34 protein-coding genes and 1 tRNA gene are annotated in these 26799 nt (G+C 40.5%); 28 read left to right on the top strand and 7 right to left on the bottom strand.

Annotated elements, in window-relative coordinates; all coding sequences use genetic code 11:
• The first annotated feature begins 6 nt into the window (after positions 1–6).
• The 3 genes from OFN73_RS03125 to OFN73_RS03115 all read left to right on the top strand — a co-directional run bounded on the left by OFN73_RS03125 (position 7) and on the right by OFN73_RS03115 (position 2002).
• Positions 7–80: transfer RNA gene (locus OFN73_RS03125), tRNA-Gln, on the top strand.
• A 154-nt stretch (positions 81–234) separates the two neighbouring features.
• Positions 235–828: a hypothetical protein gene (locus OFN73_RS03120; protein WP_270862183.1), complete on the top strand. Its 594-nt coding sequence runs from the start codon at positions 235–237 to the stop codon at positions 826–828.
• A 493-nt stretch (positions 829–1321) separates the two neighbouring features.
• Entirely contained in the window at positions 1322–2002 is a 681-nt protein-coding gene (locus tag OFN73_RS03115; RefSeq protein WP_270862182.1) for a hypothetical protein, read from the top strand.
• A 127-nt stretch (positions 2003–2129) separates the two neighbouring features.
• On the opposite strand, the gene OFN73_RS03110 is transcribed toward OFN73_RS03115, so the two are convergent.
• Both OFN73_RS03110 and OFN73_RS03105 read right to left on the bottom strand, forming a co-directional pair.
• Positions 2130–2591: a DUF411 domain-containing protein gene (locus OFN73_RS03110; RefSeq protein ID WP_270862181.1), complete on the bottom strand. Its 462-nt coding sequence runs from the start codon at positions 2589–2591 to the stop codon at positions 2130–2132.
• A 91-nt stretch (positions 2592–2682) separates the two neighbouring features.
• Positions 2683–3117 (bottom strand): hypothetical protein, encoded by a 435-nt coding sequence (locus OFN73_RS03105; RefSeq protein WP_270858384.1) that lies wholly within the window; start codon positions 3115–3117, stop codon positions 2683–2685.
• 206 nt (positions 3118–3323) lie between these two features.
• On the opposite strand from OFN73_RS03105, the gene rplU reads away from it, so the two are divergent.
• The 25 genes from rplU to OFN73_RS02980 all read left to right on the top strand — a co-directional run bounded on the left by rplU (position 3324) and on the right by OFN73_RS02980 (position 22547).
• Complete coding sequence (rplU, locus tag OFN73_RS03100; protein WP_270858383.1) at positions 3324–3632, top strand: 50S ribosomal protein L21; 309 nt, start codon at positions 3324–3326, stop codon at positions 3630–3632.
• Between the two features lie 10 nt (positions 3633–3642).
• Positions 3643–3900 carry a 50S ribosomal protein L27 gene (rpmA, locus tag OFN73_RS03095; protein WP_270858382.1) on the top strand — a complete coding sequence of 86 codons (258 nt, stop codon included), beginning with the start codon at positions 3643–3645 and terminating at the stop codon, positions 3898–3900.
• Positions 3901–4001: 101 nt separating this feature from the next.
• Positions 4002–5048 (top strand): GTPase ObgE, encoded by a 1047-nt coding sequence (obgE, locus tag OFN73_RS03090; protein ID WP_270862180.1) that lies wholly within the window; start codon positions 4002–4004, stop codon positions 5046–5048.
• Positions 5045–5965: a methionyl-tRNA formyltransferase gene (gene fmt, locus OFN73_RS03085; RefSeq protein ID WP_270862179.1), complete on the top strand. Its 921-nt coding sequence runs from the start codon at positions 5045–5047 to the stop codon at positions 5963–5965. The genes obgE and fmt overlap by 4 nt, the downstream gene beginning before the upstream one ends.
• On the top strand, positions 5956–6591 hold the full coding sequence (locus OFN73_RS03080; protein WP_270862178.1) for a biotin--[acetyl-CoA-carboxylase] ligase: 636 nt from the start codon (positions 5956–5958) through the stop codon (positions 6589–6591). Before fmt ends, OFN73_RS03080 begins: the two co-directional genes overlap by 10 nt.
• On the top strand, positions 6588–7370 hold the full coding sequence (locus OFN73_RS03075; protein ID WP_270858378.1) for a ParA family protein: 783 nt from the start codon (positions 6588–6590) through the stop codon (positions 7368–7370). Before OFN73_RS03080 ends, OFN73_RS03075 begins: the two co-directional genes overlap by 4 nt.
• Entirely contained in the window at positions 7367–8233 is an 867-nt protein-coding gene (locus OFN73_RS03070; protein WP_270858377.1) for a ParB/RepB/Spo0J family partition protein, read from the top strand. Before OFN73_RS03075 ends, OFN73_RS03070 begins: the two co-directional genes overlap by 4 nt.
• A 71-nt stretch (positions 8234–8304) precedes the next feature.
• Positions 8305–8727 carry a F0F1 ATP synthase subunit B family protein gene (locus OFN73_RS03065; protein ID WP_270862177.1) on the top strand — a complete coding sequence of 141 codons (423 nt, stop codon included), beginning with the start codon at positions 8305–8307 and terminating at the stop codon, positions 8725–8727.
• 9 nt (positions 8728–8736) lie between these two features.
• Entirely contained in the window at positions 8737–9249 is a 513-nt protein-coding gene (locus OFN73_RS03060; protein ID WP_270862176.1) for a F0F1 ATP synthase subunit B, read from the top strand.
• Positions 9249–9779 (top strand): F0F1 ATP synthase subunit delta, encoded by a 531-nt coding sequence (locus OFN73_RS03055; RefSeq protein ID WP_270858374.1) that lies wholly within the window; start codon positions 9249–9251, stop codon positions 9777–9779. Before OFN73_RS03060 ends, OFN73_RS03055 begins: the two co-directional genes overlap by 1 nt.
• 13 nt (positions 9780–9792) lie before the next feature.
• Positions 9793–11307, top strand: a complete 1515-nt coding sequence (gene atpA / locus OFN73_RS03050) for a F0F1 ATP synthase subunit alpha (RefSeq protein ID WP_270862175.1) — start codon at positions 9793–9795, stop codon at positions 11305–11307.
• Between the two features lie 12 nt (positions 11308–11319).
• Positions 11320–12231 (top strand): ATP synthase F1 subunit gamma, encoded by a 912-nt coding sequence (atpG, locus tag OFN73_RS03045; RefSeq protein ID WP_270862174.1) that lies wholly within the window; start codon positions 11320–11322, stop codon positions 12229–12231.
• An 18-nt stretch (positions 12232–12249) separates the two neighbouring features.
• Positions 12250–13647, top strand: coding sequence for a F0F1 ATP synthase subunit beta (atpD, locus tag OFN73_RS03040; RefSeq protein ID WP_270858371.1), 1398 nt, complete (start codon positions 12250–12252; stop codon positions 13645–13647).
• 9 nt (positions 13648–13656) lie between these two features.
• Positions 13657–14061: an ATP synthase F1 subunit epsilon gene (atpC, locus tag OFN73_RS03035; RefSeq protein WP_270858370.1), complete on the top strand. Its 405-nt coding sequence runs from the start codon at positions 13657–13659 to the stop codon at positions 14059–14061.
• A 2-nt stretch (positions 14062–14063) separates the two neighbouring features.
• A complete protein-coding gene (locus OFN73_RS03030; RefSeq protein ID WP_270862173.1) occupies positions 14064–14630 on the top strand; it encodes a MotA/TolQ/ExbB proton channel family protein in 567 nt (188 codons plus the stop codon).
• A 6-nt stretch (positions 14631–14636) separates the two neighbouring features.
• Complete coding sequence (locus OFN73_RS03025) at positions 14637–15035, top strand: ExbD/TolR family protein (RefSeq protein WP_270858368.1); 399 nt, start codon at positions 14637–14639, stop codon at positions 15033–15035.
• Positions 15028–15960 (top strand): TonB C-terminal domain-containing protein, encoded by a 933-nt coding sequence (locus tag OFN73_RS03020; protein WP_270862172.1) that lies wholly within the window; start codon positions 15028–15030, stop codon positions 15958–15960. The genes OFN73_RS03025 and OFN73_RS03020 overlap by 8 nt, the downstream gene beginning before the upstream one ends.
• A 53-nt stretch (positions 15961–16013) precedes the next feature.
• Positions 16014–17261 (top strand): Tol-Pal system protein TolB, encoded by a 1248-nt coding sequence (gene tolB, locus OFN73_RS03015; RefSeq protein WP_270862171.1) that lies wholly within the window; start codon positions 16014–16016, stop codon positions 17259–17261.
• A 51-nt stretch (positions 17262–17312) separates the two neighbouring features.
• Positions 17313–17783 (top strand): OmpA family protein, encoded by a 471-nt coding sequence (locus OFN73_RS03010; RefSeq protein ID WP_270858365.1) that lies wholly within the window; start codon positions 17313–17315, stop codon positions 17781–17783.
• 1 nt (position 17784) lies between these two features.
• Positions 17785–18615 (top strand): hypothetical protein, encoded by an 831-nt coding sequence (locus OFN73_RS03005; RefSeq protein ID WP_270862170.1) that lies wholly within the window; start codon positions 17785–17787, stop codon positions 18613–18615.
• A 38-nt stretch (positions 18616–18653) separates the two neighbouring features.
• Complete coding sequence (locus OFN73_RS03000; protein WP_270862169.1) at positions 18654–19244, top strand: FKBP-type peptidyl-prolyl cis-trans isomerase; 591 nt, start codon at positions 18654–18656, stop codon at positions 19242–19244.
• A 3-nt stretch (positions 19245–19247) separates the two neighbouring features.
• Complete coding sequence (gene fabD, locus OFN73_RS02995; RefSeq protein WP_270862168.1) at positions 19248–20177, top strand: ACP S-malonyltransferase; 930 nt, start codon at positions 19248–19250, stop codon at positions 20175–20177.
• Positions 20174–20857 (top strand): 5'-methylthioadenosine/adenosylhomocysteine nucleosidase, encoded by a 684-nt coding sequence (locus OFN73_RS02990; protein ID WP_270862167.1) that lies wholly within the window; start codon positions 20174–20176, stop codon positions 20855–20857. Before fabD ends, OFN73_RS02990 begins: the two co-directional genes overlap by 4 nt.
• The gene (locus tag OFN73_RS02985) at positions 20854–21603 is read left to right on the top strand and encodes an ATP-binding protein (protein ID WP_270862166.1); all 750 of its coding nucleotides are present in this window, start codon (positions 20854–20856) and stop codon (positions 21601–21603) included. Before OFN73_RS02990 ends, OFN73_RS02985 begins: the two co-directional genes overlap by 4 nt.
• 98 nt (positions 21604–21701) lie before the next feature.
• The gene (locus OFN73_RS02980; protein ID WP_270862165.1) at positions 21702–22547 is read left to right on the top strand and encodes a thiamine-phosphate kinase; all 846 of its coding nucleotides are present in this window, start codon (positions 21702–21704) and stop codon (positions 22545–22547) included.
• Between the two features lie 243 nt (positions 22548–22790).
• Here OFN73_RS02980 and OFN73_RS02975 read toward each other — a convergent pair whose 3' ends face one another.
• The 5 genes from OFN73_RS02975 to OFN73_RS02955 form a co-directional block, all read right to left on the bottom strand.
• Entirely contained in the window at positions 22791–23720 is a 930-nt protein-coding gene (locus OFN73_RS02975; RefSeq protein ID WP_270862164.1) for a hypothetical protein, read from the bottom strand.
• A gap of 359 nt (positions 23721–24079) precedes the next feature.
• Positions 24080–24865 (bottom strand): DUF817 domain-containing protein, encoded by a 786-nt coding sequence (locus tag OFN73_RS02970; protein ID WP_270862163.1) that lies wholly within the window; start codon positions 24863–24865, stop codon positions 24080–24082.
• On the bottom strand, positions 24862–25515 hold the full coding sequence (locus tag OFN73_RS02965) for a tRNA threonylcarbamoyladenosine dehydratase (protein WP_270862236.1): 654 nt from the start codon (positions 25513–25515) through the stop codon (positions 24862–24864). The genes OFN73_RS02970 and OFN73_RS02965 overlap by 4 nt, the downstream gene beginning before the upstream one ends.
• Complete coding sequence (gene surE, locus OFN73_RS02960) at positions 25512–26285, bottom strand: 5'/3'-nucleotidase SurE (RefSeq protein ID WP_270862162.1); 774 nt, start codon at positions 26283–26285, stop codon at positions 25512–25514. Before surE ends, OFN73_RS02965 begins: the two co-directional genes overlap by 4 nt.
• Complete coding sequence (locus OFN73_RS02955) at positions 26285–26767, bottom strand: hypothetical protein (protein ID WP_270862161.1); 483 nt, start codon at positions 26765–26767, stop codon at positions 26285–26287. Before OFN73_RS02955 ends, surE begins: the two co-directional genes overlap by 1 nt.
• Positions 26768–26799 lie beyond the last annotated feature (32 nt).

Here is a 26799-nt window from a genome sequence, read left to right as displayed (position 1 = left end):
TCCCCTTGGGCTATCGTCTAATGGCAGGACAACGAACTCTGGATTCGTGAATATAGGTTCGACCCCTATTAGCCCATCCAAATTTTATTTCCACTAAATTTTCCAAAATTTTTATGAAATTCCTTTCAAAGCCCCTATTTTAGCATACTTTAAGATTTTTTTAAGGGGGGGGGGTATAATGATGAAATTTATCTGAGTTTGAAATTTGGATAAAATTTTTTTGAAAGGATTTTTATGAAATCAAATTTGGCTAAAATTTTCTTAGCAACTTCTTTGGCTTGCGCTTGCAGCTTCGCAGACGAGGGCGCATTTATCGGTATTGGTGGCGGATACAACTTCACTGGCGATGTAGATATCTCTGGCGTAGGCTCACTAGATAGCGTCAAACAAGGCGTAATCAGCGTCAAGGGTGGTTATGATTTCGGCGATTTTAGAGCTTACTCGCAATACAACTACAACACAAAATATTCAGAGGAAGTCTATATGGATAACACCCTCCTAGCCAAAGGCGAGCTTAGCGGACATGAGTTATTAGTAGGCGCGGACTACACGCCAGCGCTTAGCTCAAACCTAAAACTAGCCGTTGGCCCATATATGGGTCTTTCGCTACTAAAAGTCAGCCTAAGCGATGGCGAGTTTAGCGATAGCCAAACTCAAAAAGGCTTCATTATCGGCGGCCATGTGGGACTTATCATTGATAGCGAGATTGGTCAGTTCGAAGCAGGTATCAAGGCTGATAAATCATGGCACAACGGCACTAGCGATTGGCCAGATTTCGACAAATCTACATTTGGCGGATATGCTGGATACAACTACAAATTTAACTAAAACTTCTTGTAACCCTGAAATTTGGCGAATTTGCGTTCGCCAAATTTTGATAAATTTTATATTTTCGCAAATACTGCCTCGAATTTGTTCAATTTGTCATTGCGAGCCAAAAAAAGCGTCAAGACGCTTTTTGCACGGCGTGGCAATCTACGACTTTAAAATTCCTTATGCTAAATTTGCTGTCATTGCGAGAAAACGAAGTTTTCGAAGCAATCCAGAAAAATTTAAATTCAAAATTCAACCTAAAATTTAGCATTGAACGATTTTTTGAATTTTAAACGAAATTTTGAAACTAAAAAATTTAAAATATTTAGATATTGCAAGCAAAAATATCGACATTTTACCCGATGAAATTGCCAATCTAACGAAACTTGAAGAATTTGTATATCTTTGGGGAAATTTAAAAGAAATTTCCCCAAACATCGCAAATTTATTGATTTGTTTTTTTGTTTTTTGTAAAATACCGCTTTTGAAAATTTTTTAAAGGACAAAAATGGAAGTTTCAAATCAAAATTATATGGACGAAGCAGTTTTTAAAGAAGTCCGCAAAAATGGGCTTTTGGCGTTTGGGGTTACTGGTGGTGTTTTGCCGGTTGCGTTGGTTATTTTCGGTGCAGTTGTCGGTAAGGCTGTAAGTAGAGATTTGGCACCATTAATGATGGCACCAGCACTTTTTTGTATGTTTGTTTTTATATATGATTGCTTTGTTTTATTTGAAAAAATATCGCAACACACAAATTCAAAAATTTATAGCATTTTTAAATCTTGGTTTTTCAGCCTAATAGCAATAATAATTGGCATAGTAGTGTCTGCTTCTGCGTCAAAATTTAGCGACAATACAATCATTATTTTTATGGTTGTTTTTTGCATTTTTATAATAATAGCAATCTATAAATGGATTAGACTTTTTGTCGAACTTAAAAATTTAAGCGACGAAAAACTATTTTTAATATATGTTGTTTTGTTAGCTGTTTCGTTTATTTTATATTTTTTGACAAATTTTTTGGCTTATGTGATTTTGTTTGGCGGCTTTTCATTTTTAGGTGGATTGATTAAATTTTTAAGCATGTTTGATACCATCGGTGCGATACTACCTGTCGTAGGTTTTGTGATACTTATTTTGGCGTGGTATAGAGTAAAATATTTTAAAGTTTTACCGAAATTAGCGGATTAAATTTACAAATTTGCAAACACTTGGAAAAATTAATTTCTACGATTTAATTCATCATATACAAATTCAATCAAAACTTCTTGTAACTTTGAAATTTGGCGAATTTGCGTTCGCCAAATTTCACTAAATTTTATTTGATTTTTTCCTTGCCTTTGTATGTGGCGACGACCTTTGTGGTGCCGTCTTTTTTGATTGCGATGACATCGTAAATCTCAGGCTCGGCGCCAACTTCCATACCAGGGCTTTCTAGTGGCATGGCAGGAACCGCGATTCCTACAATATCGCTTGGTTTTTGATTTAGGATTATGCGGATTTCGCCTGCTGGGACATGGCCTTCGACGACATAGCCATCAATCAGCGCAGTGTGGCAGCTAGCAAGCTCCAATGGGACTTTTTCGTCGTATTTTTTTTGGATAAAAGCTTCATCGTCTAGGTAGATATGTTTGGTCTCAAAGCCATTTTCGCGCAGATAAGCCGACCATTTATGGCAGCACTCGCAGGTTAGGCCCTGATAAATTTCGATGAAATTACTAGCGTGCAAATTCGCGCAAAATACGCCAAAAAGCGCTGTGGAGAGTAAAATTTTATTCATTATAAATCCTTTGATTACAAAAATTGTGGCGATTATATGACAAAAGATTAAATTTTAAAAATTCCTTGCCAAATTTGGCAAGGAAGGTGGATTATAAGCATTTTGAGATTGCTGATGAGATCGCAGATTTAGGGACATAACCCTCAGAATCGCTAGTCAAAGAGACATCGCAACCTGGTTTGTAGTTTTTCCAAGTGTAGATATTGCCGTTGTTTGCGGTAGTGCGGATAGAATCTGGCTGTTTATTCCACGCTGAAATTACTTGGTTGATATGAAAAGCATCGCTTTTATTGACTACGGCATCGGTTGTGCTTGCATCTGGTAGGTTTTCTTCGACCATTTCTACGGTGTCGTTTGAGACCTCTTGGACTTTGTCTGTCACGCCACTTATGCTTGGCTCATTTGCCGGGGCAGTGGTTTGAGAAGCGCTTTGAGTGCGTGCGCCAGTTGGTTGGTTGGCTATATTCCAGTTAGAACAGCCTGTGAAAATAGCGGATAAAAGGATTATCGCAGCTAATTTTTTCATCTAAATTCTCCTAAAATAAATTCACGCTGATAGTATCACATTTATGTTTAGTTTAAAATTAAAACTGCAAATATCTTAAATTTTATTATGCGTTTCAGTAGGAATTTATGAAATTTAAGATAAAATCCCAAGTTTATTACCAAATCGGGCTATTAAATTTTGCAATGCAAATGCCCTTTTGGCTACCAAATTTTTAAGGAGCTTTGATGTATGCAATCATCAAACACGGCGGCAAGCAATATAGAGTAGAGGAGGGAAACTACCTAAATCTAGATCATTTTGCAGCAGAGCCAAAAAGTAAAGTCGAACTTAGCGAAGTTTTAGCGCTAAATGACGGCGAGTTAAAGGTAGGTGCGCCATTTGTTAAGGGTGCAAAGGTGGTTTTAGAGGTCGTTACAGAGGGTAAAGACAAAAAAGTCGTAATCTACAAAAAACGCAGAAGAAAAGACTCAAAATTAAAACGCGGTTTCAGACGCCAATACACTCGCGTCAAAGTTGTCGCAATCAACGCATAAAGGATAGCTAATGGCACACAAAAAAGGTCAAGGTTCAACCCAAAATAACCGTGATAGTATCGGACGCCGCTTAGGTGTGAAAAAATTCGGTGGCGAGTTTGTTAGAGCTGGCAATATCATCATCCGCCAAAGAGGCACTGCAACTCACCCAGGTAGCAATGTAGGTCTTGGCAACGATCACACAATCTTCGCTCTAATCGACGGCGTAGTAAAATTCGAGCGCAAAGACAAAAATCGCAAACAAGTATCAGTTTATCCTGTTGCGTAATTTTAGGGGCTTTTCGCCCCTTTTCTTCTTAAAATTTCCACTTTAAAAAGTATTTTTAACCGATTTGGCTATAATTGCCGTTTTTAAATTTAAGGATTGTTATGTTTATAGATAGTGCAAAATTTAGTGTAACTTCCGGCAAGGGCGGAGCAGGGTGCGTAAGTTTCAGACGCGAAAAATTTGTCATTTTAGGCGGACCTGACGGCGGAGACGGTGGAGCAGGCGGCGATGTATTTTTTAAAGTAGATAAAAACTCTCACACTCTTTCATTTTATAAAGGCAAACGCGCTTTCAAAGCCCAAAATGGCGCGCAAGGCGAGGGTCGCAAGAAAACTGGCAAAAGTGGTGAGGATCTATATCTCATAGTGCCACCTGGAACGGCGGTGTATGACGATGATAGTGGCGAGCTTTTGCTTGATTTGACGATTGACGGGCAAACGGAGCTGTTTTTAAAGGGTGGCAAAGGGGGCCTTGGAAATGTGCATTTCAAAAACTCCGTAAATCAGCGCCCAGAATACGCTCAACCAGGGCTTCCCGGCGAGGCTAAAAATGTGCGATTAGAGCTAAAACTCATCGCAGATGTCGGACTTGTAGGCTTCCCAAATGTGGGCAAATCCACGCTAATCTCTGTCGTTTCAAACGCCAAACCAGAAATCGCAAACTACGAATTCACCACAATCACGCCAAAGCTTGGCATGGTTAGCGTAGATGAGTTTAGCAATTTCGTCATCGCTGATATCCCTGGTATCATCGAGGGGGCGAGCGACGGCAAGGGGCTTGGGCTAAAATTTTTGCGCCATATCGAGCGCACTAAAATTTTGCTTTTTATGCTTGATCTTGCAAATTATCGAAGCCTAGGCGAGCAATACCGCGCACTTCGCGCCGAGCTTGAAAAATTCTCGCCAGATCTCGCAAAGCGCGCCTTTGCGATTGCGCTTACGAAATTTGACGCATGCGAAAATTTTGAGGAAAAATACGATGAATTTTTGCGCGAATTTGGATATGAAAAAAGGCAAGATTACGAAATGTTTGGCAAGCTCGATGAGAGCAAACCAGCCTTTGTTATGGGGATTTCGAGCGTTGCGGGCGCAGGTATAAACGAACTAAAATTTGAGCTATTTAAACTTGTGAAAAAAGAGGAAAAATGAAAATAGTTTTTATGGGCACGCCAGAGTATGCGACGACGATTTTAAGGGCATTGGCGGCTAAATTTGAGATTGTGGGGATATTTTGTCAGCCAGATCGCCCTGTGGGTAGGAAGCAAATCCTAACCCCGCCAAGCGTGAAAATCTGGGCGCAGGAAAATTTAAAAAGCGTGCCGATTTTTCAGCCAAATAGATTGCGCGAGGGTGATAATGAGCGCATTATTAGGGAGCTTGCGCCAGAATTTATCGTCGTGGCAGCGTATGGTCAAATTTTGCCAAAAGGGATTTTAGAGATTGCGCCGTGTATAAATTTGCATGCTTCTATTTTGCCAAAATTCCGTGGCGCTAGCCCTATCCAAAGCGCGATTTTAGCGGGTGAAGCGCAAACTGGTGTAACGGCAATGCTCATGGACGAGGGGTTAGATACTGGCGATATGCTGGGGTTTGCCCGCACTTCGTGCGAGGGCAAAATGGCTAGCGAGCTTTTTAGCGAGCTTGGAGAGTTAGCGGCAGGGCTGATTGTCAAAGTTTTGCAAAATTTTGCCCAAATTTCGCCGATTAAACAAAATTCCGCCCTTGCTTCGCATTGTAAAAAAATCCTTAAATCTGACGGCCTTGTGGATTTTAATGAGAGTGCAAGCGAGATTTATAATAAATTTCGCGCTCTAACTCCGTGGCCTGGAATTTACACTGCCTCGGGGCTTAAAATTTTAAATTTAGAGTTAGCACAGGATTTCAAAGACAAAGAATTTGATAAATTTGGCCAAATTTTAAGTATCCAAAAAGACGGATTTTGCCTTTCTTGCAAAAGGGGTGCGATTAAAATCACAGCCTTGCAAGAACCAAGCAAAAAGCCCATAAGTGCGAGTGATTTTATAAATGGCAAACGCCTGGGCGTAGGCGAGTTTTTATGCAGATAGAATTTGCTGGGATTTTGCCCTCGACGCAAAGCGAATTAATCGAAAGATTGAAAAACGGAAGCGTTCGCGCGCCGTTTTGTCTAGTGGCGCAGGCGCAAAGCAGTGGTCTGGGCTCACGCGGAAATGGCTGGGAGAGTGCAAGCGGAAATTTGGCGTTTTCGTTTTGTGTGGAGATTAGCGATTTGCCAGGGGATGTGCCACTTCAATCGAGCAGCATTTATTTTGCGATGATAATGAGAGAATTTCTCGCTTCGCGCGGTTCTGAAATTTGGCTTAAATGGCCAAATGATTTTTACATAAATGATCGCAAAATCGGTGGAATTTTGACAAATAAAATAAAAAATACCCTAGTTTGTGGCATAGGTATAAATCTAGTAAGCGCGCCCGAATTTGCGGATATTTTAGATATAAAAATCACTCCAAAAGACGCTGTGGAGGGGTTTTTAAATTTATACAAAAATAAAATCTCGTGGAAGCAAATTTTTAGTAAATTTTCGTTACAATTTCGCCTGTCTCAAAATTTTTGCGCTCATATCGAGGGCGAAAAGGTCCCACTCTCGCAAGCGAGGCTCTGCGACGACGGGGCGATAATAATAAATAAAAAGAGGATTTATAGTTTAAGATGAGCGAGATAATAACGATTGCAAACCAAAAAGGCGGTGTAGGTAAGACAACCACAGCGATAAATTTAAGCGCGTCGCTTGCGATGAAAAAAAAGCGAGTGCTTCTAATCGATGTCGATCCTCAGGCAAACGCCACGACTGGGCTTGGCTTTAACAGAAGCGATTTTGAGTTTAATATCTACCATGTCCTAACTGGTCGCAAAAAACTCTCCGAAGTCATACAAAAAACACAAATGGAGTATATGGATCTAGCCCCTTCAAATATCGGTTTGGTAGGTATCGAGCGCGAAAGTGCTGACGAGGCTGATTTCAAACTAATCCTAAAAAACAAAATCGAAGAGATAAAAGATATATATGATTATATCATTATTGATTCACCGCCTACGCTTGGCAGTATCACGGTAAATGCCCTAGCAGCTAGCAATAGCGTGATAATCCCGATTCAGTGCGAATTTTACGCATTAGAGGGTGTCGCACTCGTGCTAAATACCATAAAAATCGTCAAACAAACCATAAATAAAAATTTGCAAATCAGGGGCTTTTTGCCGACAATGTATTCTGCGCAAAACAACCTTGCCAAGGAAACCGTGGCGAATTTGCAAGAGTATTTTGGCGAAAAGCTATTTTACATCGGCAAGGACAAAAATCTTGTCGTAATCCCACGCAATGTAAAACTCGCCGAAAGCCCAAGCTTTGGCAAACCGGTAATTTTATATGATAAAAAATCGGCTGGTTCGCTAGCGTATCAGGATTTAGCAAAAGCAGTAATGGAGAAAAGATGAGCAAGGTCAAAAAAAGTGTGCTAGGACGGGGTTTAGGCAGTATTTTAGAAGATGTCGAAAAGGCATATACAAAAGAGCTAGAAGATGGACAATCTGAAAATTTAGTCATCGAAATCGATGTGGATAAAATTTCGCCAAATCCATATCAACCAAGGCTAAATTTCAACGAAGAAGCACTTCGCGAACTAAGCGAGAGTATCCTTAGACACGGCCTTATCCAGCCAATCGTAGTCATCGAAAAAAATGGCGCCTATGTCCTAATCGCCGGCGAGAGAAGACTAAGAGCAACCAAGCTAGCAGGTCTAGCTAAAATCAAAGCCGTCGTAGCGGACCTTGGTTCGCAAAACATGCGCGAACTAGCCCTAATCGAAAATATCCAAAGGGAGAATTTAAACCCAATCGAGCTAGCCAAATCATACCGCGAACTAATCGAAGAGTATAAAATCACACAAGAAGAGTTAGCCGATATCATCAAAAAATCCCGCACGCAAATCACAAACACCATGCGTTTGCTAAATTTATCAGCCCCGCTCCAAGATGCTTTGCGCACGGAAAAAATCAGTCAAGGCCATGCCAAGGTCATCGTAGGTCTTAGCGAAGATGAGCAAATTTTGGTTTTAAATACAATCACTGGGCAAAAACTCAGCGTCAGAGAGACCGAGGATTTGATCAAAAAGCTAAAAAGCAAAGAAAATGTCAAAACTGCAAACAACCATAAAGAATTCCAAACCTTTAAGCCAGAACTTATGAAGCTGAAAGAAAAATTAAACAAATTTGGAAAAATCAGTGTGAAAGATAAGAAAATTCTCATAGAATTTAGCGAAATTTCACAAATTTCAGACTTTATGAAACAGATAGGTTAAAATTATATTAAATTTTAATCTTAATTATTGTAGTATCCAAAGTTTATATAAAATTTAGCCAAGGAGGTGTAATGCTAGAAATTAGTGTATCTGCAATGCTGACGACAATCATTGTGTTTTTGGCTCTAATAGCATTTTTAAATACCAAGCTTTACAAACCGCTTCTTGCGCACATGGAAGCGCGCGAAAAAGCGATTAGAGAAGATGAGGAAAATGCTAGAAAAAACGCACAAGATGTCGATTCTAACAAAGTAGAGATAGCAAAGGTTCTTGACGCTGCGAGGGTCGAGGCAAGTAAAATTAAGCAAGAAGCGGTAGATAGCGCAAAAGAGGTTGCTAGCAAAGAAATTGCTGAGCAAAAAGCTAAATTAGAGGCCGATTTTGCGAAATTTAGCGAAAGCTTAAACGAGCAAAAAGCAAGCTTAAAAAGTGATTTGAGTGCGAAAATCCCTGATTTCAAAGACGAAATCAAATCTGCACTTTCGAAAATTTAAGGAGTCGGCGTGAAAAAATATCTAATTTTCCTTATTTTGCCAATTATCTCGCTAGCTAGCGGACATGACGGCCCCAAAGACTACGATATAGTATGGAGAACGATAAATTTCGTATTGTTTTTCGGCATTTTATATTACCTTCTAAAAGGCCCTGCAAAAGACGCTTTCAAAGCCAGAATCGATAGTATCGCTAAACGCCTTGAAACAAATCAAAGAATTTTAAAAGAATCAAATGAGAAAAAAGAACAAGCAAAAAAAGATTTAGAAGAGGCAAAAGCCCAAGGCGCTTCGTTAATCGAAACTGCTAAAAAAGAGGCTGTTTTTGCGGCTGATAAAGTAAAAGCGATGAGCGAGCAAGAGATTAAAAATTTAAACAAATCTTTCGCTGAGCAAAAAGATTTCGAAACACGCCGTATCGAAAAAGAGGTCGTAAATGAAATCTTAGATGAGGTTTTTGCAAAAGATACTATGGAATTCAAGCAAGACAAGCTTCTTGATATTATTGAGAAAAAGGCTGTGTGATGATAGATAATACGGCGAAAAAATATGTAAGCGCACTGATTAAAACTTATAAAAAAGACGAATTAGGCGCTGTTTTAGGCACATTGGAGACTATCTCATCTGCGTTTAAGGTTTCAAAATTTGGCGATATTATAAAATCTCCAACAATCAAAGACGCTGATAAAGTGAATTTAATACTTTCTTTTATCAAAGATCCAAGCGATAAAATCGTAAATTTCATCAAATTTCTTGCCAAAAACAGAAGAATTGGTTTGATTCCTCAAATCACAGATGATTTGCGTAAAAATATCTCTGCTATGGATAACAAATTCCACGGCAAAATTTACTCAAATCAAGATATCAGCGAGGATAAAATCAAGGATTTGCAAGGCAAAATTTCAAAGAAATTTAACGCTGAAATTTTACTTGAACTAGTCAAATGCGACTACGAGGGTATCAAAATCGAGGTTGAAGATTTGGGATTTGAGATTAGTTTTTCAATCGATAGATTGAAACAAAAAATGAGTGAATATATTTTAAAAGCAATTTAATAAGGAGTAAAGTGTGGGTGCGAAAATTAAAGCAGACGAAATTAGTAGCATAATTAAAGAGCGAATTGAAAGCTTTGATCTTAGCGTTGATGTCGAAGAGACAGGTAAAGTCGTATCTGTCGCGGATGGCGTTGCTAATGTTTATGGCCTAAAAAATGTTATGGCTAATGAAATGGTTGAGTTCGAAAACGGCTCTCGCGGTATTGCGCTGAATTTGGAAGAAAGCAGTGTCGGTGTCGTTATTTTGGGCGATACAAGCGGTATTAATGAAGGAAGTAGCGCAAAAAGACTTGGCAAACTTTTGCGTGTTCCAGTAGGCGACGCGCTAATCGGACGCGTTGTAAATGCCCTTGGCGAGCCGATTGACGGCAAAGGCCCAATCGATACAAATACAACAAGATTCGTTGAAGAAAAAGCAAAAGGCATTATGGCTAGAAAATCAGTTCATGAGCCACTTCAAACAGGTCTTAAAGCGATTGACGCCCTTGTTCCAATCGGTAGAGGTCAAAGAGAGCTAATCATCGGCGATAGACAAACAGGTAAAACAACCGTTGCAGTTGATACTATCATCAACCAAAAAGGTCAAGATGTCGTTTGTATCTATGTCGCTATCGGTCAAAAACAATCAACCGTAGCGCAAGTCGTTAAAAAACTAGAAGAATACGGCGCTATGGAATACACTATCGTGGTTTCAGCTGGTGCTAGCGAGGCTGCTGCGCTTCAATACCTAGCCCCATATTCAGGCTGCACAATGGGTGAGTATTTCAGAGATAACTCACGCCATGCTTTGATTATTTATGACGATTTAAGCAAACACGCTGTTGCATACCGCGAAATGTCATTGATTTTAAGAAGACCACCGGGTCGTGAAGCTTATCCGGGCGATGTTTTCTATCTACACTCTCGCTTACTTGAAAGAGCTAGTAAGCTAAGTGATGCGCTAGGTGCTGGTAGCTTAACAGCACTTCCTATCATCGAAACACAAGCAGGCGATGTTTCAGCATATATCCCTACAAATGTTATTTCTATTACCGACGGACAAATTTTCCTTGAATCAGGTCTATTTAACTCAGGTATTCGCCCTGCGATCAATGTCGGTTTGTCAGTTAGCCGTGTTGGTGGTTCAGCACAAATCAAAGCGATTAAAAAAGTTTCAGGCACACTTCGCCTTGACCTTGCCCAATACCGCGAACTTCAAGCATTTGCTCAATTTGCAAGTGATTTGGACGAAAGCAGTAGAAAGCAACTTGATCGTGGTCAAAGAATGGTTGAAGTTCTAAAACAACCACCTTATAGCCCACTTCCTGTTGAAAATCAAATTGTTATCATTTTTGCAGGTAGCAAAGGTTATTTGGACGATGTTGCACCAAGCGCAATCGGTAAATTTGAAGCTGAACTTTATCCGTTTATCGAAGCTAAATATCCTGAAATTTTCGAACAAATCAGAACCAAAAAGACTTTGGAAAAAGATTTAGAAGAAAATTTGGCAAAAGCATTAAATGACTTTAAAGCGACATTTTCGGCATAATAAGGCTAAAAAATGGCAAATTTAAAAGATATTAAGTTAAAGATAAAAAGCGTAAAAAATACAGAAAAAACAACAAAAGCTATGAAGCTTGTTTCTAATGTAAAGCTTAAAAATACCAAAGAAGCTGCTATGCGCTCTCGTGCTTATGCTGTGAAGATCAACGATGTTCTTGGCGAAATTTCAGCACGAATCAAAGACTATGTAGCCGCTAGCGTAGGTGATGATGATAAGCTAAAAATTTTTAACACAAGCAGAGAAGTCAAAGTTGTTGATTTGCTTTTTATCACAGCAGATAAGGGACTTTGCGGTGGTTTTAATATCAATACCATTAAACAAGTAAAAGCCCTAATCGAAGAGTATAAAGCGAAAAATGTAAAAGTTCGCCTAAGAGCTGTGGGTAAAAAAGGCATTGAGTATTTTAACTTCCAAGGTGTCGAGCTTTTAGAAAGATATGTTGGCGTAAGCTCATCGCCAAATCCTGAGAAGGCTAATGATATCGTAAATGCTGCGGTTGCTGATTTTAGAGAGGGCAAAACTGATAAAATCGTTCTTATCCACAATGGATATTTGAATATGATTTCGCAAGAAATGAGAGTTTCTACCCTCGTGCCTATCGGACAGCCCCAAATCGATGAGAGTGCTTTTAAAACTGGTTCTGTAATGGAAGTAGAAGTTCAGTATCCAGAAGATGAAGAAATTTTGATGATGAATTTGGTGCAAAGCTATTTGAGTTATAGTATGTATTATGCTCTGATAGATTCACTTGCAGCAGAACATTGTTCTAGAATGAACGCTATGGAAAACGCGACAAACAACGCAAAAGAGCGTGTCGCTCAGCTAAATTTGGCATATAATAAAGCTAGACAAAGTTCTATTACTACTGAGCTGATAGAGATTATCAGTGGCGTAGAATCAATGAAATAATAAATGAAAGGAGAATTAATGAAGGGAATAATTTCTCAGGTAATGGGTCCTGTCGTTGATGTCGATTTCAATGACTACCTACCTAAAATTAACGAAGCTATCGAAGTCAAATACGATGTCGAAGGCGAATCAAAAAGATTAATTTTAGAAGTTGCAGCTCACTTAGGTGATAACCGCGTAAGAACAATCGCTATGGATATGAGTGATGGTTTGCGCCGTGGTTTGGAGGCCGTAGCACTTGGTGCGCCTATTAGCGTTCCTGTTGGCGAAAAGGTTTTGGGTAGAATTTTCAATGTTACAGGCGATTTGATTGATGAGGGTGAAGAGGAAAATTTTGAAACTCGCTGGTCAATCCACAGAGATCCGCCAAGCTTTGAAAATCAAAGCACAAAAAGCGAAATTTTTGAAACCGGTATCAAAGTCGTAGATTTGCTAGCCCCTTATGCAAAAGGTGGAAAAGTTGGACTATTTGGCGGTGCCGGTGTTGGTAAAACCGTTATTATTATGGAGCTAATCCACAATGTTGCCTTCAAACACAGCGGTTACTCTGTATTTGCGGGCGTTGGCGAACGAACAAGAGAGGGAAACGACCTTTATAACGAAATGAAGGAATCGGGCGTTTTGGATAAAGTTGCCTTAACCTATGGTCAAATGAACGAACCACCGGGAGCAAGAAACCGTATCGCTTTGACAGGTCTTACAATGGCTGAGTATTTCCGTGATGAGCTAGGATTAGATGTTTTGATGTTTATCGATAACATTTTTAGATTTTCTCAATCAGGTTCAGAAATGTCAGCGCTTCTAGGACGAATTCCAAGTGCCGTTGGTTACCAACCGACTTTGGCTAGCGAAATGGGAAAACTTCAAGAGCGTATTACATCAACTAAAAAAGGTTCAATTACATCAGTTCAAGCTGTTTATGTTCCTGCTGATGACCTTACAGACCCTGCTCCTGCAACGGTTTTTGCTCACCTTGATGCTACAACCGTTCTAAACAGAGCGATTGCAGAAAAAGGAATTTACCCTGCGGTTGATCCACTTGATTCAACTTCGAGAATGCTTGATCCTCAAATCATCGGCGAAGAGCATTACAAGGTAGCTCGTGGCGTTCAAGCTGTGCTTCAAAAATACAAAGATTTGCAAGATATTATCGCAATTTTGGGTATGGACGAGCTTAGCGAAGAGGATAAACTTGTGGTTGATAGAGCTAGAAAGGTCGAGCGTTATCTTTCACAACCTTTCTTTGTCGCCGAAGTTTTCACAGGAAGCCCTGGTAAATATATCAGCCTTGAAGAGACTATCGCTGGATTTAAGGGAATTTTAGAGGGTAAATATGATGATTTACCTGAAAATGCTTTCTATATGGTAGGAAATATTGACGAGGTAGTGGCAAAAGCCGAAAAAATGAAGGCATAGGAATCTGCTATGAATAAATTTTTACTATTAGAAATCGTTACGCCAGAGGGTTTGGTATTCTCTGGCGAAGTTGCGTCTGTCCAACTTCCGGGTCAAACTGGCGAACTTGGCGTTTTGCCTGGACACTCTACCTTGCTGACTGGTCTGAAAAACGGCAACGAGGGTGGTATCGTTGAGATTGTAGATAAAGAGGGCAAAAAGCAATTAGTCATAGTAAATGGTGGATTTTTAAAAGTCGATGAGGAAAAAACCACTATTTTGGCAACTCAGGCTGTGGCGATAGGTGGCGATAGCGAAAATGCTGTCGCAAAATCGTTGCAAAAAGCCAAAGAATTGCTAAATTCTATCAGCACAGATACTATGGCTACCTCTGCTATCATGGCCAGAGTTGATGAATTTGCAAGGCAAAAATAAGTATGTTGGATCTTATTTTAAGTTATTTTACAAGAAGCACATTTATTACGATATTTGTGCTTTCTTGGCTTTCGATATATTTTATAGTTACATTTACCATTTTGATTTCGCGCTACGCAGGGCTTAGTGCATGGCAAGTCAAAGAAACAAAGGCGCTAGAATCGCTTTTAATGGGTGGTAAGATTGCACTTTCTGGGTCGATTTTTCAAAAAATTACTCCCGAGCGAACGACCAAAGAGGCCCTAAATGTCTATAAAAGCAAGGCTGAGCGCGACGCTACTAGTGGGCTGACTTGGCTTTCTATCATCGCTTCGACATCGCCTTTTATAGGGCTTTTTGGAACGGTTGTTAGTATTTTGGATACATTTTCAAAGCTAGGGGGCGGAAATTCGGGAATAGATACTATCGCACCAGCTATTAGCGAGGCTTTGGTTGCGACAGGTTGTGGAATTTTCGTCGCTATTCCTGCATATACTTTTGCTTTACTTATTAAGCGTAAAGCTTATGAGGTTACAAGCATTATAAACCGCACATCTGATATCTTGCTTCATAAAGCAGGCGCAAAGTAGAGTTGTATGTATAATTTCGATGAAAATCCTGAATTAAATATAACTCCGCTTGTCGATATTATGCTGGTTTTGCTCGCTATTTTAATGGTGGCGCAAACCGCGATTATTTATGATGAGAGAATCGAGCTTCCAAGCGGTTCGAAATCGGCTTCATCGCAAAATACAGCCGAATTTATGCTCGTGCGTGTGGATGCAGATAGTAAAATTTATATCGACACTAGCACTATGAGTTTGGCTGAATTTCCGGATAATTTGCAACTCATCAAAAGCAGTGGCAAATACGCTGTGGATAAGCCAGTTTATATCCAAGCCGATAAAAAAATCATTTATGATAATGTAATGTTTGTTTTAAAGACGCTAAAACAAGCTGGTTTTAATAAGGTTGTGCTTCAAACAAATGGCTAGATATTCAAATTTCACCGGGGTTAGATATGATAATTTCAGATCATTTCTAATCGCTTTGGCTCTATATTTTAGCTTGCTTGCTATTTTTCTTTATCAAATTTCAGAATACAAAAACAAAGCGAAAAAATACACCGATGATTTGGGCGCGATTATGGATATCGCAATCCCAATAGATTTTGACGATTCGCCGATACCAACAGCCCCAAATATCGCCGAAGAGGACAAAGAGGGCGACCAACACGAGCAAGAAGAAAAGCCAGTCGAAGAAGAAACTCTAAAAACTACGACAGAGGTTACTACCCCACCTCCACCACCTGCGCCAAAACCAGAGCCAGTAAAGGAAGAGGTAAAAAAAGAGGAGCCAAAACCAGAGCCAGAACCCGAGCCAATCCCAGAGAAAAAGCCAGAAGAGCCAAAGCCAAAAGAGGAGGCTAAAAAAGAGCCTGAGCCAAATTTGAACGATCTGTTTTCTGATACTACGAAAGATAACAAAAAGCTAAGCGAGAGTGTTTCTAAAAACGACGCCGTGCAAAGTAGCAAAAAATCAGACAAACAAACCCAAACCAAGGCGAAAAATCAGGCGACTTCGCGCAACGCGCTAGTAAAATCAAATGTCGTTACCGGCAAAACCCAGCTTACTGGCGAATATGACGCATATCGTGGCAAGATAAATAAAATCCTCCAACGCCTTTGGAGCAAATACGCAACCACCGTCAATGACGATTCCACCGTCGTTGTAACATTTGGCGGAGACGGCAGGATTAGCGATTATCAGATCAAAAGACTTGGAGCAAATACCGAATTTAACCAAAAACTAAGAGATTTCCTAGGAAATTTGGAAATGCAAAATTTCCCAAGATCGCCTGACGGAAAGCCTTTTATTTATGAGATAAATTTAAACGATGTAGTTAGAAATAAATTTTAATTTACAAATTTTTACTACAATTGCATTTTTTTAAAATTTTGCAAGGAGAGATAATGAAAAATTTAATGTTGATTTTTGCATTTTGTATGGCTGTTTTTGCGGCAGATGCGACGACTACGATTACAAACGAGGGCGTAAGCCTGCCAAGAATTGTCGTTCAAAATGCATCAAATCTTTCAAACGCTGAGTTTAACAACAAATTTTTTAAACTCATGGTAGGGGATTTAAAGGTTGGCGCTACTTTCGATGTTAGCGACGAGTATTTGGTGAGCGATTATAACGGGGACGCTAATTCAAATTTAGGCGAGCTAGGGGCTGCGCTTATCGTAAGATACGCAGTTAGCGACAAAACATCGCCTATGAATTTAAAGGCCAAAGTCATCGAGGCTGGGACTGGCAGAGTAATGTATGAGAAAAGCTTTTCTCTCTCAAACGCCGAGAAATACCCATTTTTGGCTCACATGGCAGTTTCTGAAATCGTAAAAGAGCTAGGATATTCTGATGTGGATTGGATGAAAGAGATGATTTTGCTCTCTCGATATACTTCGACAAAAGAGAGTGAGATTATGGTGGCTGATTATACGCTGACATACCAAAAGGTAGTTTTGCGTGGTGGATTAAACATCTTCCCTAAATGGGCGAGTGCGGCACAAAATGAATTTTACTATACTTACTATGTGAATCAAAATACCCCTGCGATTTATAAATACAACCTTTCAAACGGCTCAAAAAGTAAAATTTTCACAGGCAAAGGTATGACAATCGTAGGCGATGTAAGCTCTGATGGTCGCAAACTTCTAATCACAAACGCACCAAAAGACCAACCAGATATTTATCTATATGACATAGGCTCAGGTTCAGCTAGACAGATTACAGATTATCCAGGAATCGATGTAAATGGGAATTTCATCGACGGCGATTCAAGGGTGGCTTTCGTAAGCGATAGACTTGGATATCCAAATATTTTTGCCACTAGCATAAATGGTGGAAATGTAACACAAATGGTATATCACGGCAAAAATAACAACTCAATTAGCACAAATGGAAACTACATAGTTTATTCTAGTCGCGACGGATCTGGTAGCTTTAATATCTATATGATCTCAACTCAAACAGATATGATTCGCCAGCTAACATCTGGTGGCAAAAATATGTTCCCTAGATTTTCTAGCGACGGTGGCAGTGTTATGTATATCAAACAAGCAGGCGGTGGAAGTTCAGTAGGAATTATCCGTGTAAATGAGAATAAAAGTTTTCAATTTCCATTAAAAATCGGTCAAATTCAATCGGTTGATTGGTAATTTTAAATATTTTTATGCTATAATCTTGTAATTTTTTTTGAAAGGATAAGTATGAAACACTTAGTTTTAACTTCAGTTGCAGTTGCTGCTCTACTTTTGAGCGGTTGTTCTAAAAAGAATCCAGAGGTAGATTCAAATTTAAGCGATGCTGACAGATTGGCTGCATTAGCTGCTCAAATTCAAAGCGAAGTTGGCAATGTATATTTTGATTTCGATAGATTTAATATCCGCGCTGATCAACAAGGTACAATCAACAACAACGCAGCTTTATTCAACCAAGCTGGCGCAGAGGCTTTAACTGTTAAAGTTGAAGGTAACTGCGATGAGTGGGGCACAGATGAATACAACTACGCTCTTGGTCTAAAAAGAGCAAAAGCTGCAAAAGATGCATTGGTTGCACAAGGCGTAAATGGCGACAGACTATCAGTTGTTAGCTACGGCGAGAGCAACACAGTATGCAAAAATGGCACAAAAGAGTGCGACGCTCAAAACAGACGCGACGAATTCAAAGTAGGTTTCTAATTTGAGTTTCAAATCAAATTTAGCTGTGGCGCTTCTTGGCGTTACAGCTTTTTTACATGCAGAAGTTTCGGCATTTGACGCTGGCAATATCGGTTCAGATAGCTCTTATGGTCTGACAGAAAACGAGCAATTCCTACGCGACAATCGTAAAAAAGTAAATGATATGCAAAACAACCTAAATAGTGTTAATGAAAACATGGAGGGTTTGCGCACTGTCGTAGAAGGAGCTAATGAAAAAGTTTCAAATTTAGAAAGCAGAGTGGCTGATTTAGAGATTCGCACGACTGGTCGCAGTAACGGCAGCAGCGAGCTAGATCAGATGAAAAAAGATATCGCATGGCTAAAATCTCAAATTTCTGAAATTAATGCAAAACTTGGAAATTCAAGCGTAAAAAAAAACGCTGAAATAAGTAAAAAAACTGGCGCTCAAAGTGCCAAGGGCGCTAGTGCAACTACCACAAATAAATCAAATTTTAGCGCCAAAGACAATGCTTCAATCGCAAAAGAGGCAGAGGAATTATTTAAGAAAAAAGACTATGCAGGCGCCAAAGAGCGCTACGCTTACCTTGCTAGCAAAAATTATCAACCAGCAAGATCAAATTATATGTTAGGCGAAGTGGCGTATTTTTCGGGCTCTTACGGGGACGCGATTAATTACTACAAAAAGAGCATTTCGCACAATCAAAAACAAGACTACACACCAAGACTTTTATATCACACAGCAATTAGCTTCGATAAAATCGGGGATAGCGCAAGCGGAACGAAATTTTACAACGCTCTAAAATCATCTTACCCTGATTCAAAAGAGGCCAAAGCTGCACCAACACGCTAAAATCAAAATTTGATAAATTTTAATTTAAGGAGAATTTTATGGCGCAAAACAGAGTTATAAAAATGTATTATGAGCTAAAAGACGCAAATTCAGGCGAAATTTTAGAGTCAAATTTCAACGCAAATCCGATTGCCTTCATCACTGGCAAAGAGCAAATTATTCAAAAACTAGAAGATGAGGTTCTAAGCCTAGGCGAGGGCGAGAGCAAAATCGTTAGAATTTCCCCAAGCGACGGCGTTGGCGAATACAACGAAAACGCTATCCAAATTTTGCCAAAAGAGGAATTTGCAGGTATTGATTTGGTCGTAGGTATGGAGCTTTTCGGTCAGGCAGAAGACGGCGCGACAACCCGCGTAATCGTCAAAGCAATCGGCGAAGAAGATGTTACAATCGACTTTAACCATCCATTTGCGGGCAAAGAGTTAGAATTTAATGTCAAAGTCGTCGAAAACCGCGAGCCGAGCGAAGACGAGTTAATGACAGGCGTGCCAGAGGGCGAGCATACTTGCGGTTGCGGCGGACACGGACACCACCACCACGGAGATCACGAGTGTTGTGGCGGGCATGGACACCACCACCATGGCGATCATGAGTGTTGCGGCGGACACGGTCATCACCACGAGGACTAAGATATGAAATACGCATTTATTTTCCCGGGTCAAGGCTCACAAAGCGTGGGTATGGGCAGAGAAATTTACGAAAATTTTGCCAGCGCAAAAGAGCTTTTGGACACTGCTAGCGCGCATACCAAAATTGATTTTGCAAATTTGCTTTTTGAGGCAAATGACAAGCTTGATATTTCTGAATTTACTCAGCCAGCAATCGCGCTAAATTCGATGATGTGCGTTTTGGCACTAAATGAGCAGATTAAAATTTCGCCTGAGTTTTTGCTAGGACACTCGCTTGGCGAGTTTAGCGCACTCGGTGCTGCTGGTGCGATTGAGGCAAAGGAAATTTTAAGACTTGTAAATATCCGCGGGAAATTAATGCAAAATGCTTGCGAGGGCAAAAATGCCGGTATGATGGTGGTTTTGGCCCTTAGCGACGAGGTAGTTTGCGCTATTTGCGACGAAGCTAGGGCGCAGGGCAAGCAGGTTTGGGCTGCGAATTTCAACTGCGACGGACAAATCGTCGTGGCTGGCAACCGCGATGATTTGGCGAGTTTGGAAGCTAAATTTAAAGAAGCTGGTGCAAAGCGCGCAATGTTACTTAATATGAGTGTAGCTAGCCACTGCCCAATGCTTCAAAGCGCAAGCGACGAGCTTGTGAGCCATTTAGAACCTGCGTTAAATGAGAGTTTCGCCCCAGTCGTAGCCAATGCAACAGCTAAAATTTATAGCACAAAAAGTGAAGCCCTGGGGCTTTTAAAAGCGCAACTAATCAGCCCAGTGCTATATAAACACAGCGTGAAAAATTACGAAAATAGCGTGGATTGCTTCGTCGAATTTGGCGCAAGCGTGCTAAAAGGGATAAACAAAAAAATCACCGACAAACCAACTTTTAGTATTTCAAATTTAAGCTCGCTAGAAGAATTTGTAAAATTCGCAAAGGAAAACGCTTGAAAGTCGCAATTTTAGGCGCAATGCCAGAGGAAATAGAGCCACTTTTGGCGATTTTAGACGCCAAAAAGATTGATTATGCAAACAACGAATTCTACCTTGCGAAATTCGGCGCGCACGAGCTTATCATCGCTTACTCAAAAATCGGCAAGGTAAATTCTACCCTTACTGCCACGCTGATGATAGAAAAATTCGGCGCGGGGAAGCTTATTTTCACGGGCGTTGCGGGCGCGCTTAAAGAGGGTTTGAAAATCGGCGAAATTTTATACGCCACCCGCCTAGTCCAGCATGATTTGGATATCACGGCCTTTGGTCATCCGCACGGATTTGTGCCAGGAAGCCCGATTTTTGTGGATACTGATGCGAATCTTAACGAAATCGCACAGCGCGCGGCAAGGGAATTGGGGCTAAATTTAAAATCAGGCATTATCGCAAGTGGCGATCAATTCGTATGCGACGAGGCGCGCAAAGCTTGGATTAAAGCCGAATTTGACGCGAGCGCGGTCGAAATGGAGGGCGCAAGTGTGGCGCAGGTTTGCCATGCGCTAGGTGTGAGCTTTTGCGTGTTAAGAGCCATTAGCGACGAGGCTGGAAATAAAGCCGAGTTTGATTTCGACGAATTCGTCGTAAAAAGCGCGAAAATTAGCGCAAATTTAGCCCTAAAAATGGTCGAACTTCTTTGATAAATATCTCCAAAAAACTTTTGCGCGTGGTCGGTCAAACCAACGCAAAATACAAAATGTTCGAAGAGGGCGATAAAATTTTGCTCGGACTTAGTGGTGGCAAAGATAGCATGTCTTTGGCACACATTTTGAAGCATTTCCAAAGTGTAAGCCCGCTAAAATGGGAGTTCGAGGCCGTCACGATAAGATACGGCATAGGCGAGAATTTAGGCGAAATTTCAGCGCATTTTAACAAACACGAAATCCCATATCATATCATTGAAACCAAAATTTTCGAATTTGGCAAGGAAAAAATCCGCGCAAATACCACATTTTGCAGTTTTTGCTCGCGCATGCGCAGAGGCTATCTCTACACATACGCGCTCGAAAACGGCTTTAACAAAATCGCCATAGCTCACCATTTAGACGACGCTGCGGAGAGTTTTTTTATGAATTTCACCTACAATGGCGCACTTCGCACCCTAGCTCCAAAATACACCGCCCAAAACGGCCTAGTAATAATCCGCCCACTAATCCTAGCCAGAGAGCGTCAGCTAAGCGCGTGCGCAGCGCAAAATGAGCTTCCAGTGATGAACGAAGAAGATAGTTGCCCAGCCAAACAATACGGAGGCAAGGAACCAATCGCCAGAGCCGCGACAAAGGAGCTTTTAGCCCAGTATGAAAAGGCTCACCCGAAATTTTTTATCAGCTTAGAAAGCGCGTTTAACAACATCCACGACGACACATTTTTCACACCGAAATTTTAAGATAATGTATAAAATATTTTTTCAGATAGGATAACTTATAAATTTAAGCTAAATTTCATATAATAGCAAAATTTAATTCTTGCGAAAAAGGTTAGCAAATGGACAAAGAGGCCTACATTTACACGAAATTCAAAAGCAAACTAAACGGCGATGATTGCGCTATCGTGGGTGATTTGGCGTATTGCAAGGACCTTTTTGTCGAGGGCGTGCATTTTAGGCGCGAGTGGCTTAGTATGCACGAAATCGGCGCGAAAGCCATGCTGGTAAATATCTCGGACATGATTGCCAAAAACGCTAAGCCAAAATATGCTCTAATCGGGCTTTCGCTGCCCGGGGACATTACCACTGCCCAGATTGACGAGCTGTGCGCTGGGCTAAACGAAACCGCGCAGAAATGGGACATCGAGATTATCGGAGGGGATACGATTAGCGACGATAAAATTTCCATTAGTATCACGATGATAGGCAAGTGCAAAAAGCCGATTTTCAGAAATGGCGCGAAGTGCGGGCATTTGATTGCGCACACGGGCAAGCTCGGCTATGTGGGCATTGATTTGCAAATTTTGCTAGGTGGGGGCAAAAGAAGCGAAATTTCGCCACATTCTCGCATGCTCCGCCCAGAACTCAGGGCGAAATTTTTCTACAAAGCCGCCAAATACATAAGCGCGTCTATGGATATCAGCGACGGGCTTGGGCAGGATTTGGAGCGCCTTTTGCGCGCTAGTGGCGTGGGTATGAGCTGGCTTGTTAGTCCCAAAGAATATGTGCTAAACTCGGGCGAAGAGTATGAGATTTTATTCGCGTTCGAGCCAAAATTTCTTAGCAAAATTTACGAAATCGCCTCCAAAACCAAAACCCCAATTAGCGTCATCGGCAAGGCAGAGGATCGAAATTTAGACAATACTTGTGAATTCAAGGGCGCAAGGCACCATTTTAGCGAGTAAATTTGCAAATTTTGAAATTTCGCTGTCGCAACCTCGCAACACTGCGCCGAAATTTTAGTTATAGAGTGGATATTTTGTCTAGCAAAATTTTGACAACCTTATGGTGAGCAAGGATACCCACCCTACGATACTGCAAAGTTGTCGTTTGCTAAATTTAGCTCAGGGTTTGTTGATGTTCCCATTTTTTATCCTTTTATTGAAATGTTTTTTATTAAATTTTGTTTTTTAAATTTATTAGACTTTTCAGCCACCTTTTGCTTCTCTTGCCATGATAAATTCATTTTCTATATCGTAATTTATATTTCCACATTTATCTATTTTTACATTGGGATAGCTTTTATTGCTTTTGACTAATTTTGATTTTTCCAGTTCATACCTTTCCTTTTCTTTATTGTAAAATATATCTCGTATATAATCGTTATATTTGTTAAAACCATAATCAAATGAAAATTTATATCCACCAATGAGATTATTCTGCTCGAAAATTATGGCATTATCCAACATAATATAGCCACTCCAAAGCCCGTATGTAATAAATAAAATAGGCTTGTCAAATCCTGCTGTTATGTTTCCAAAATTATTGAAATTTATTTTTATGTAATTCATTGGATTAATTTTTTTGATTTTTAGTTTTTCAAACAATAATTTATTTGCACTATCAATTCTCAAATTTGCACCATAATTTCCATTTTTTACTGGTATGTATAAATCCATATAGCTATTTTTAATTTTATCTAACCAATTATTTAAATTTATTTCACTATCTAATTCATAATATCCAATTTCCATTTCGCTTTTCCACCTAGAACCATAATTGTCGGCTCTCCACTCGTCTATTTTTTTATTTATCTCCAACTCTTTCTCTAAATATTCCCCAACGGCTCTCTCATAAAGTTCCTTTTTATCTAAAATCCTATTTTCTGCTAAACAATAACCCTGATTGTATTTGTTATAATCCCACAAATTCACTACTTCAAAGCCAAATTTATTGCCATAATTCGGCACGGTTCTAATCAAACTAGCACATAAAATTATTACTACTGTAAAAATAATCCAAGCAAATTTCTTAAATTTGGTATCAAATAACTTTCTAAATATAAGTTTTGTTTGTAAGTTAAATTTATACGACAACTTAAAACACGCATAGAAAAAATTATAAAATATATTTTTCACTTCCAATCCTTTTTATAAATTTCCCTTGCAAATTCAAATTCAGGTCGTATCGTTTATACACGATACGAAAGTTTTTAAATTTACAATTTTGTTTTAATCTTGTCATTGCGAGACGGCGAAGCCGTCGTGGCAATCCAGCAACAGCGAAAGTTGTTTTAAAATCAAACATTGTTTCAATTCACTGGATTGCTTCGAAATGCTTCGCATTTCTCGCAATGACACCTAACTGCAAATTCAAATCGCGCAAAGCTCGCGAAGACTTTCGAATTTAAACGCCACGAGCAAAATTTGCAAAATCAAAGCCGAAATTTAAATTTTTAAATTTCGCGCTTAGTATTTTGGGGTTGCGTTAGCGAAATTTAGCCATTACCCAAAATTTTGCCCTCTATTCGCTTCAAAATCGCCACGATAATAAAGCTAATAATACAAAGCAAAATCCAGCTAGAAATCTTGCCAAAGCTCACAATATGCCAAACCTGAGCTTGGTTTGGATAAACCCACGCGCCAAAAAATGTAGCGATATTTTCGGCAACCCAGATAAAAAATCCGATTAGGCAAAATGCAAGCAAAAGCGGCATTTCATACTCTCTTTGGCGTGGGCGAAAATAGACTTTCGCGCGAAAATACAGCGCGCAAACAGCGATTAATAGGACATAGCGAAAATCATAACCTATGAAATGGTGCGTGAAAAAATTCGCATAAATTAGCGCGCAAAGGGCGAAACTAGCGTATGAGCGGGGCATGTGAGCGAGGCGTAAATGCAAAATTCGCCATGCCTGAATCATATAGCTTCCCACAGCCGCATACATAAATCCGCTATAAAGTGGCACGCCATAAATTTTAAAAATTCCCGCCTCTGGGTAGCTCCACGAGCCGATAGCTGGGTGGGTTTTGAAAATCTCTAAGGCTAGCCCAATGGCGTGAAAAAGGCAAATCGCGCAAAGTTCGCGAAGACTTTCGAATTTAAAGGCGACGAGCAAAATTTGCAAAATCAAAGCCGAAATTAGCAAAAAATCATAGCGCGCGATGAAGCCCAAATTTAGGTGTTTTGAGGCGAAAAGTAGCACAAAAAATGAGCCAGCAAAAATACAGGCTCGGATTTGTTTTAGCCCAAAAGCCCAAAACTCGGCGATGAAAAATTTCATTTTTCGCCTATTAGATTTCGCACGACATAGCTGGCGATAAAAAGCCCAAAACTAGCCGTTACGCCCATGAAACTGCCAAGCTTTTCGCAGCGCGGAAGCTCGGAGCTAAAAACGCAAGGAAAATCGCCAGAAAAGCCTGCTTTTTTGAGTTCGTAGCGAAATTTGCGCGCAAATGGGTCGGTGTGGGTTTTCCACACGGAGGCGATTTCGATTTTGGCGGGATCTAGGCGTTTGGCGGCGCCAAGAGAGCTTATAAATCTCACATTTTTTTCGTGAGCAAGCGTGGCAAGCGCGATTTTGGCGCCCACATCGTCGATTGCGTCGATTATGAAGTCAAATTCGCCTATGTCAAAACCAGCTAAAAATTCGCTATCTATTTTGGCGCAGATTGCGCGCACGCCTTCAAATTTGCGTGCGAAAACTTCTGCCTTTTTCTCGCCTAAATTTTCGCTTGCAAATTGTCTGTTTTGATTGGTGATGTCAAATTCATCGCAGTCAATCACGCTCAAATTTACCACGCCACTGCGATACAGCGCCTCGATGAGTGCGCCGCCTACGCCACCACAGCCACACACAAGCACGCGCGCATTTTGCAAAATTTCAAATTTCTCGCCAAAAATCCAGCGCGCTCTGGTGAAGCGGTCATTTATTTCATAATCCACTCTTCAAGCCCCTTTAATTGCTCATTTGCGGTCAAATTTAACTGCACCGGCGAGAGCGTAGCGTAGCCCTTCATCAAAAGGTCTATGTCGCTACCTGCGTTTTTTTCGCTGTCAAACTCAAAAACCGCATTTCCTAGCCAGTAATACTCTTCGCCACGCGGATTGCGATTTAGCGTGGCGTCGTGTCCGTAAAATTTCTCGCCAAGCCTAGCACATTTTAGCCCCAAAAACTGGGGCGCACTCACAGCCGGGACATTTAAATTTAAAAACTGCTTTGGCGGAAGCGGAAAACCTTGCGAAAAGATTTTTTTAACCAAATTTCGCGCTAACTTGCAAGCTAGGCTAAATCCGTATTTATCCAGCGAATCTGCGCTGTAATACTGGCTGATTGCGATTGATGGAATTCCTTGCAAAACCCCCTCCATAGCCCCTCCGCAAGTGCCTGAGTATGTGATATCCTCGGCTATATTTGCGCCGTGATTTATGCCAGAAATCACAAGGTCAGGTTTGCGCGAATACAGGGCTTGAAGCGCGAGATACACGCAATCGCTAGGCGTAGCGTCGTCGAGTTTGTAAAAATCATCGCCGATTGCGATGAAGCGAAGCGGTCGAGTGAGCGTGAGAGAGTGCGAGCAGGCGGACTTTTGCGAGCTTGGGGCTACGATAGTGATATGCGCGATATCCCTTAGCGCACTTGCAAGTTCCAAAAGCCCCCTAGCTTCGAAGCCATCGTCGTTTGTGATTAAAATTTCGTGCATTAAAGCCTCTTGCTTAGGCAAAAGCTCTCATCGACATCACTAGTTGAGAGTGGCGAAGCTGGGTCATCGTAGAAAAATCTATGGCTAAATTTCACGCCATGTCGGAGCAAAATGCGCTTGCTAGGCGAGTTGCAAGCTTGATTTGCTAGGACGATTTGGAAGGATTTGAGATAATTTTCCTTATTTTTGGGGCTCATTTCGCCCCATTTTGAGGATAGTTCGAAGTGGTAAACAGCACTTGCTCCCTCGCTCGTAACATCTACTAGCCTTGCGCCGTTAAAATCAGCCTGCGCGCCAGGGTGAGCGCGAAAACTATCGCTGATTTGCCTTGCGATACCCTCTGGGGCGTTGTTTGCGGTCATTGTCTTTGCCACTTTTATGGCACTATCTGGTTCGTCGATTTGCATTTTTTGGTAGCTCGGAGTGGAAGCGCACCCTGCCACAAACAGCGCACAAATGGCGCAAATTAGGGATTTTTGCATAATTTTTCCTTGTGATTAAAATTTAAAAATGT

The organism is Campylobacter sp. JMF_14 EL1 (assembly GCF_027737585.1).
In the GTDB taxonomy this organism is placed as follows: Bacteria; Campylobacterota; Campylobacteria; order Campylobacterales; family Campylobacteraceae; genus Campylobacter_B.
This window is presented reverse-complemented; position numbering and strand designations above follow the sequence as displayed.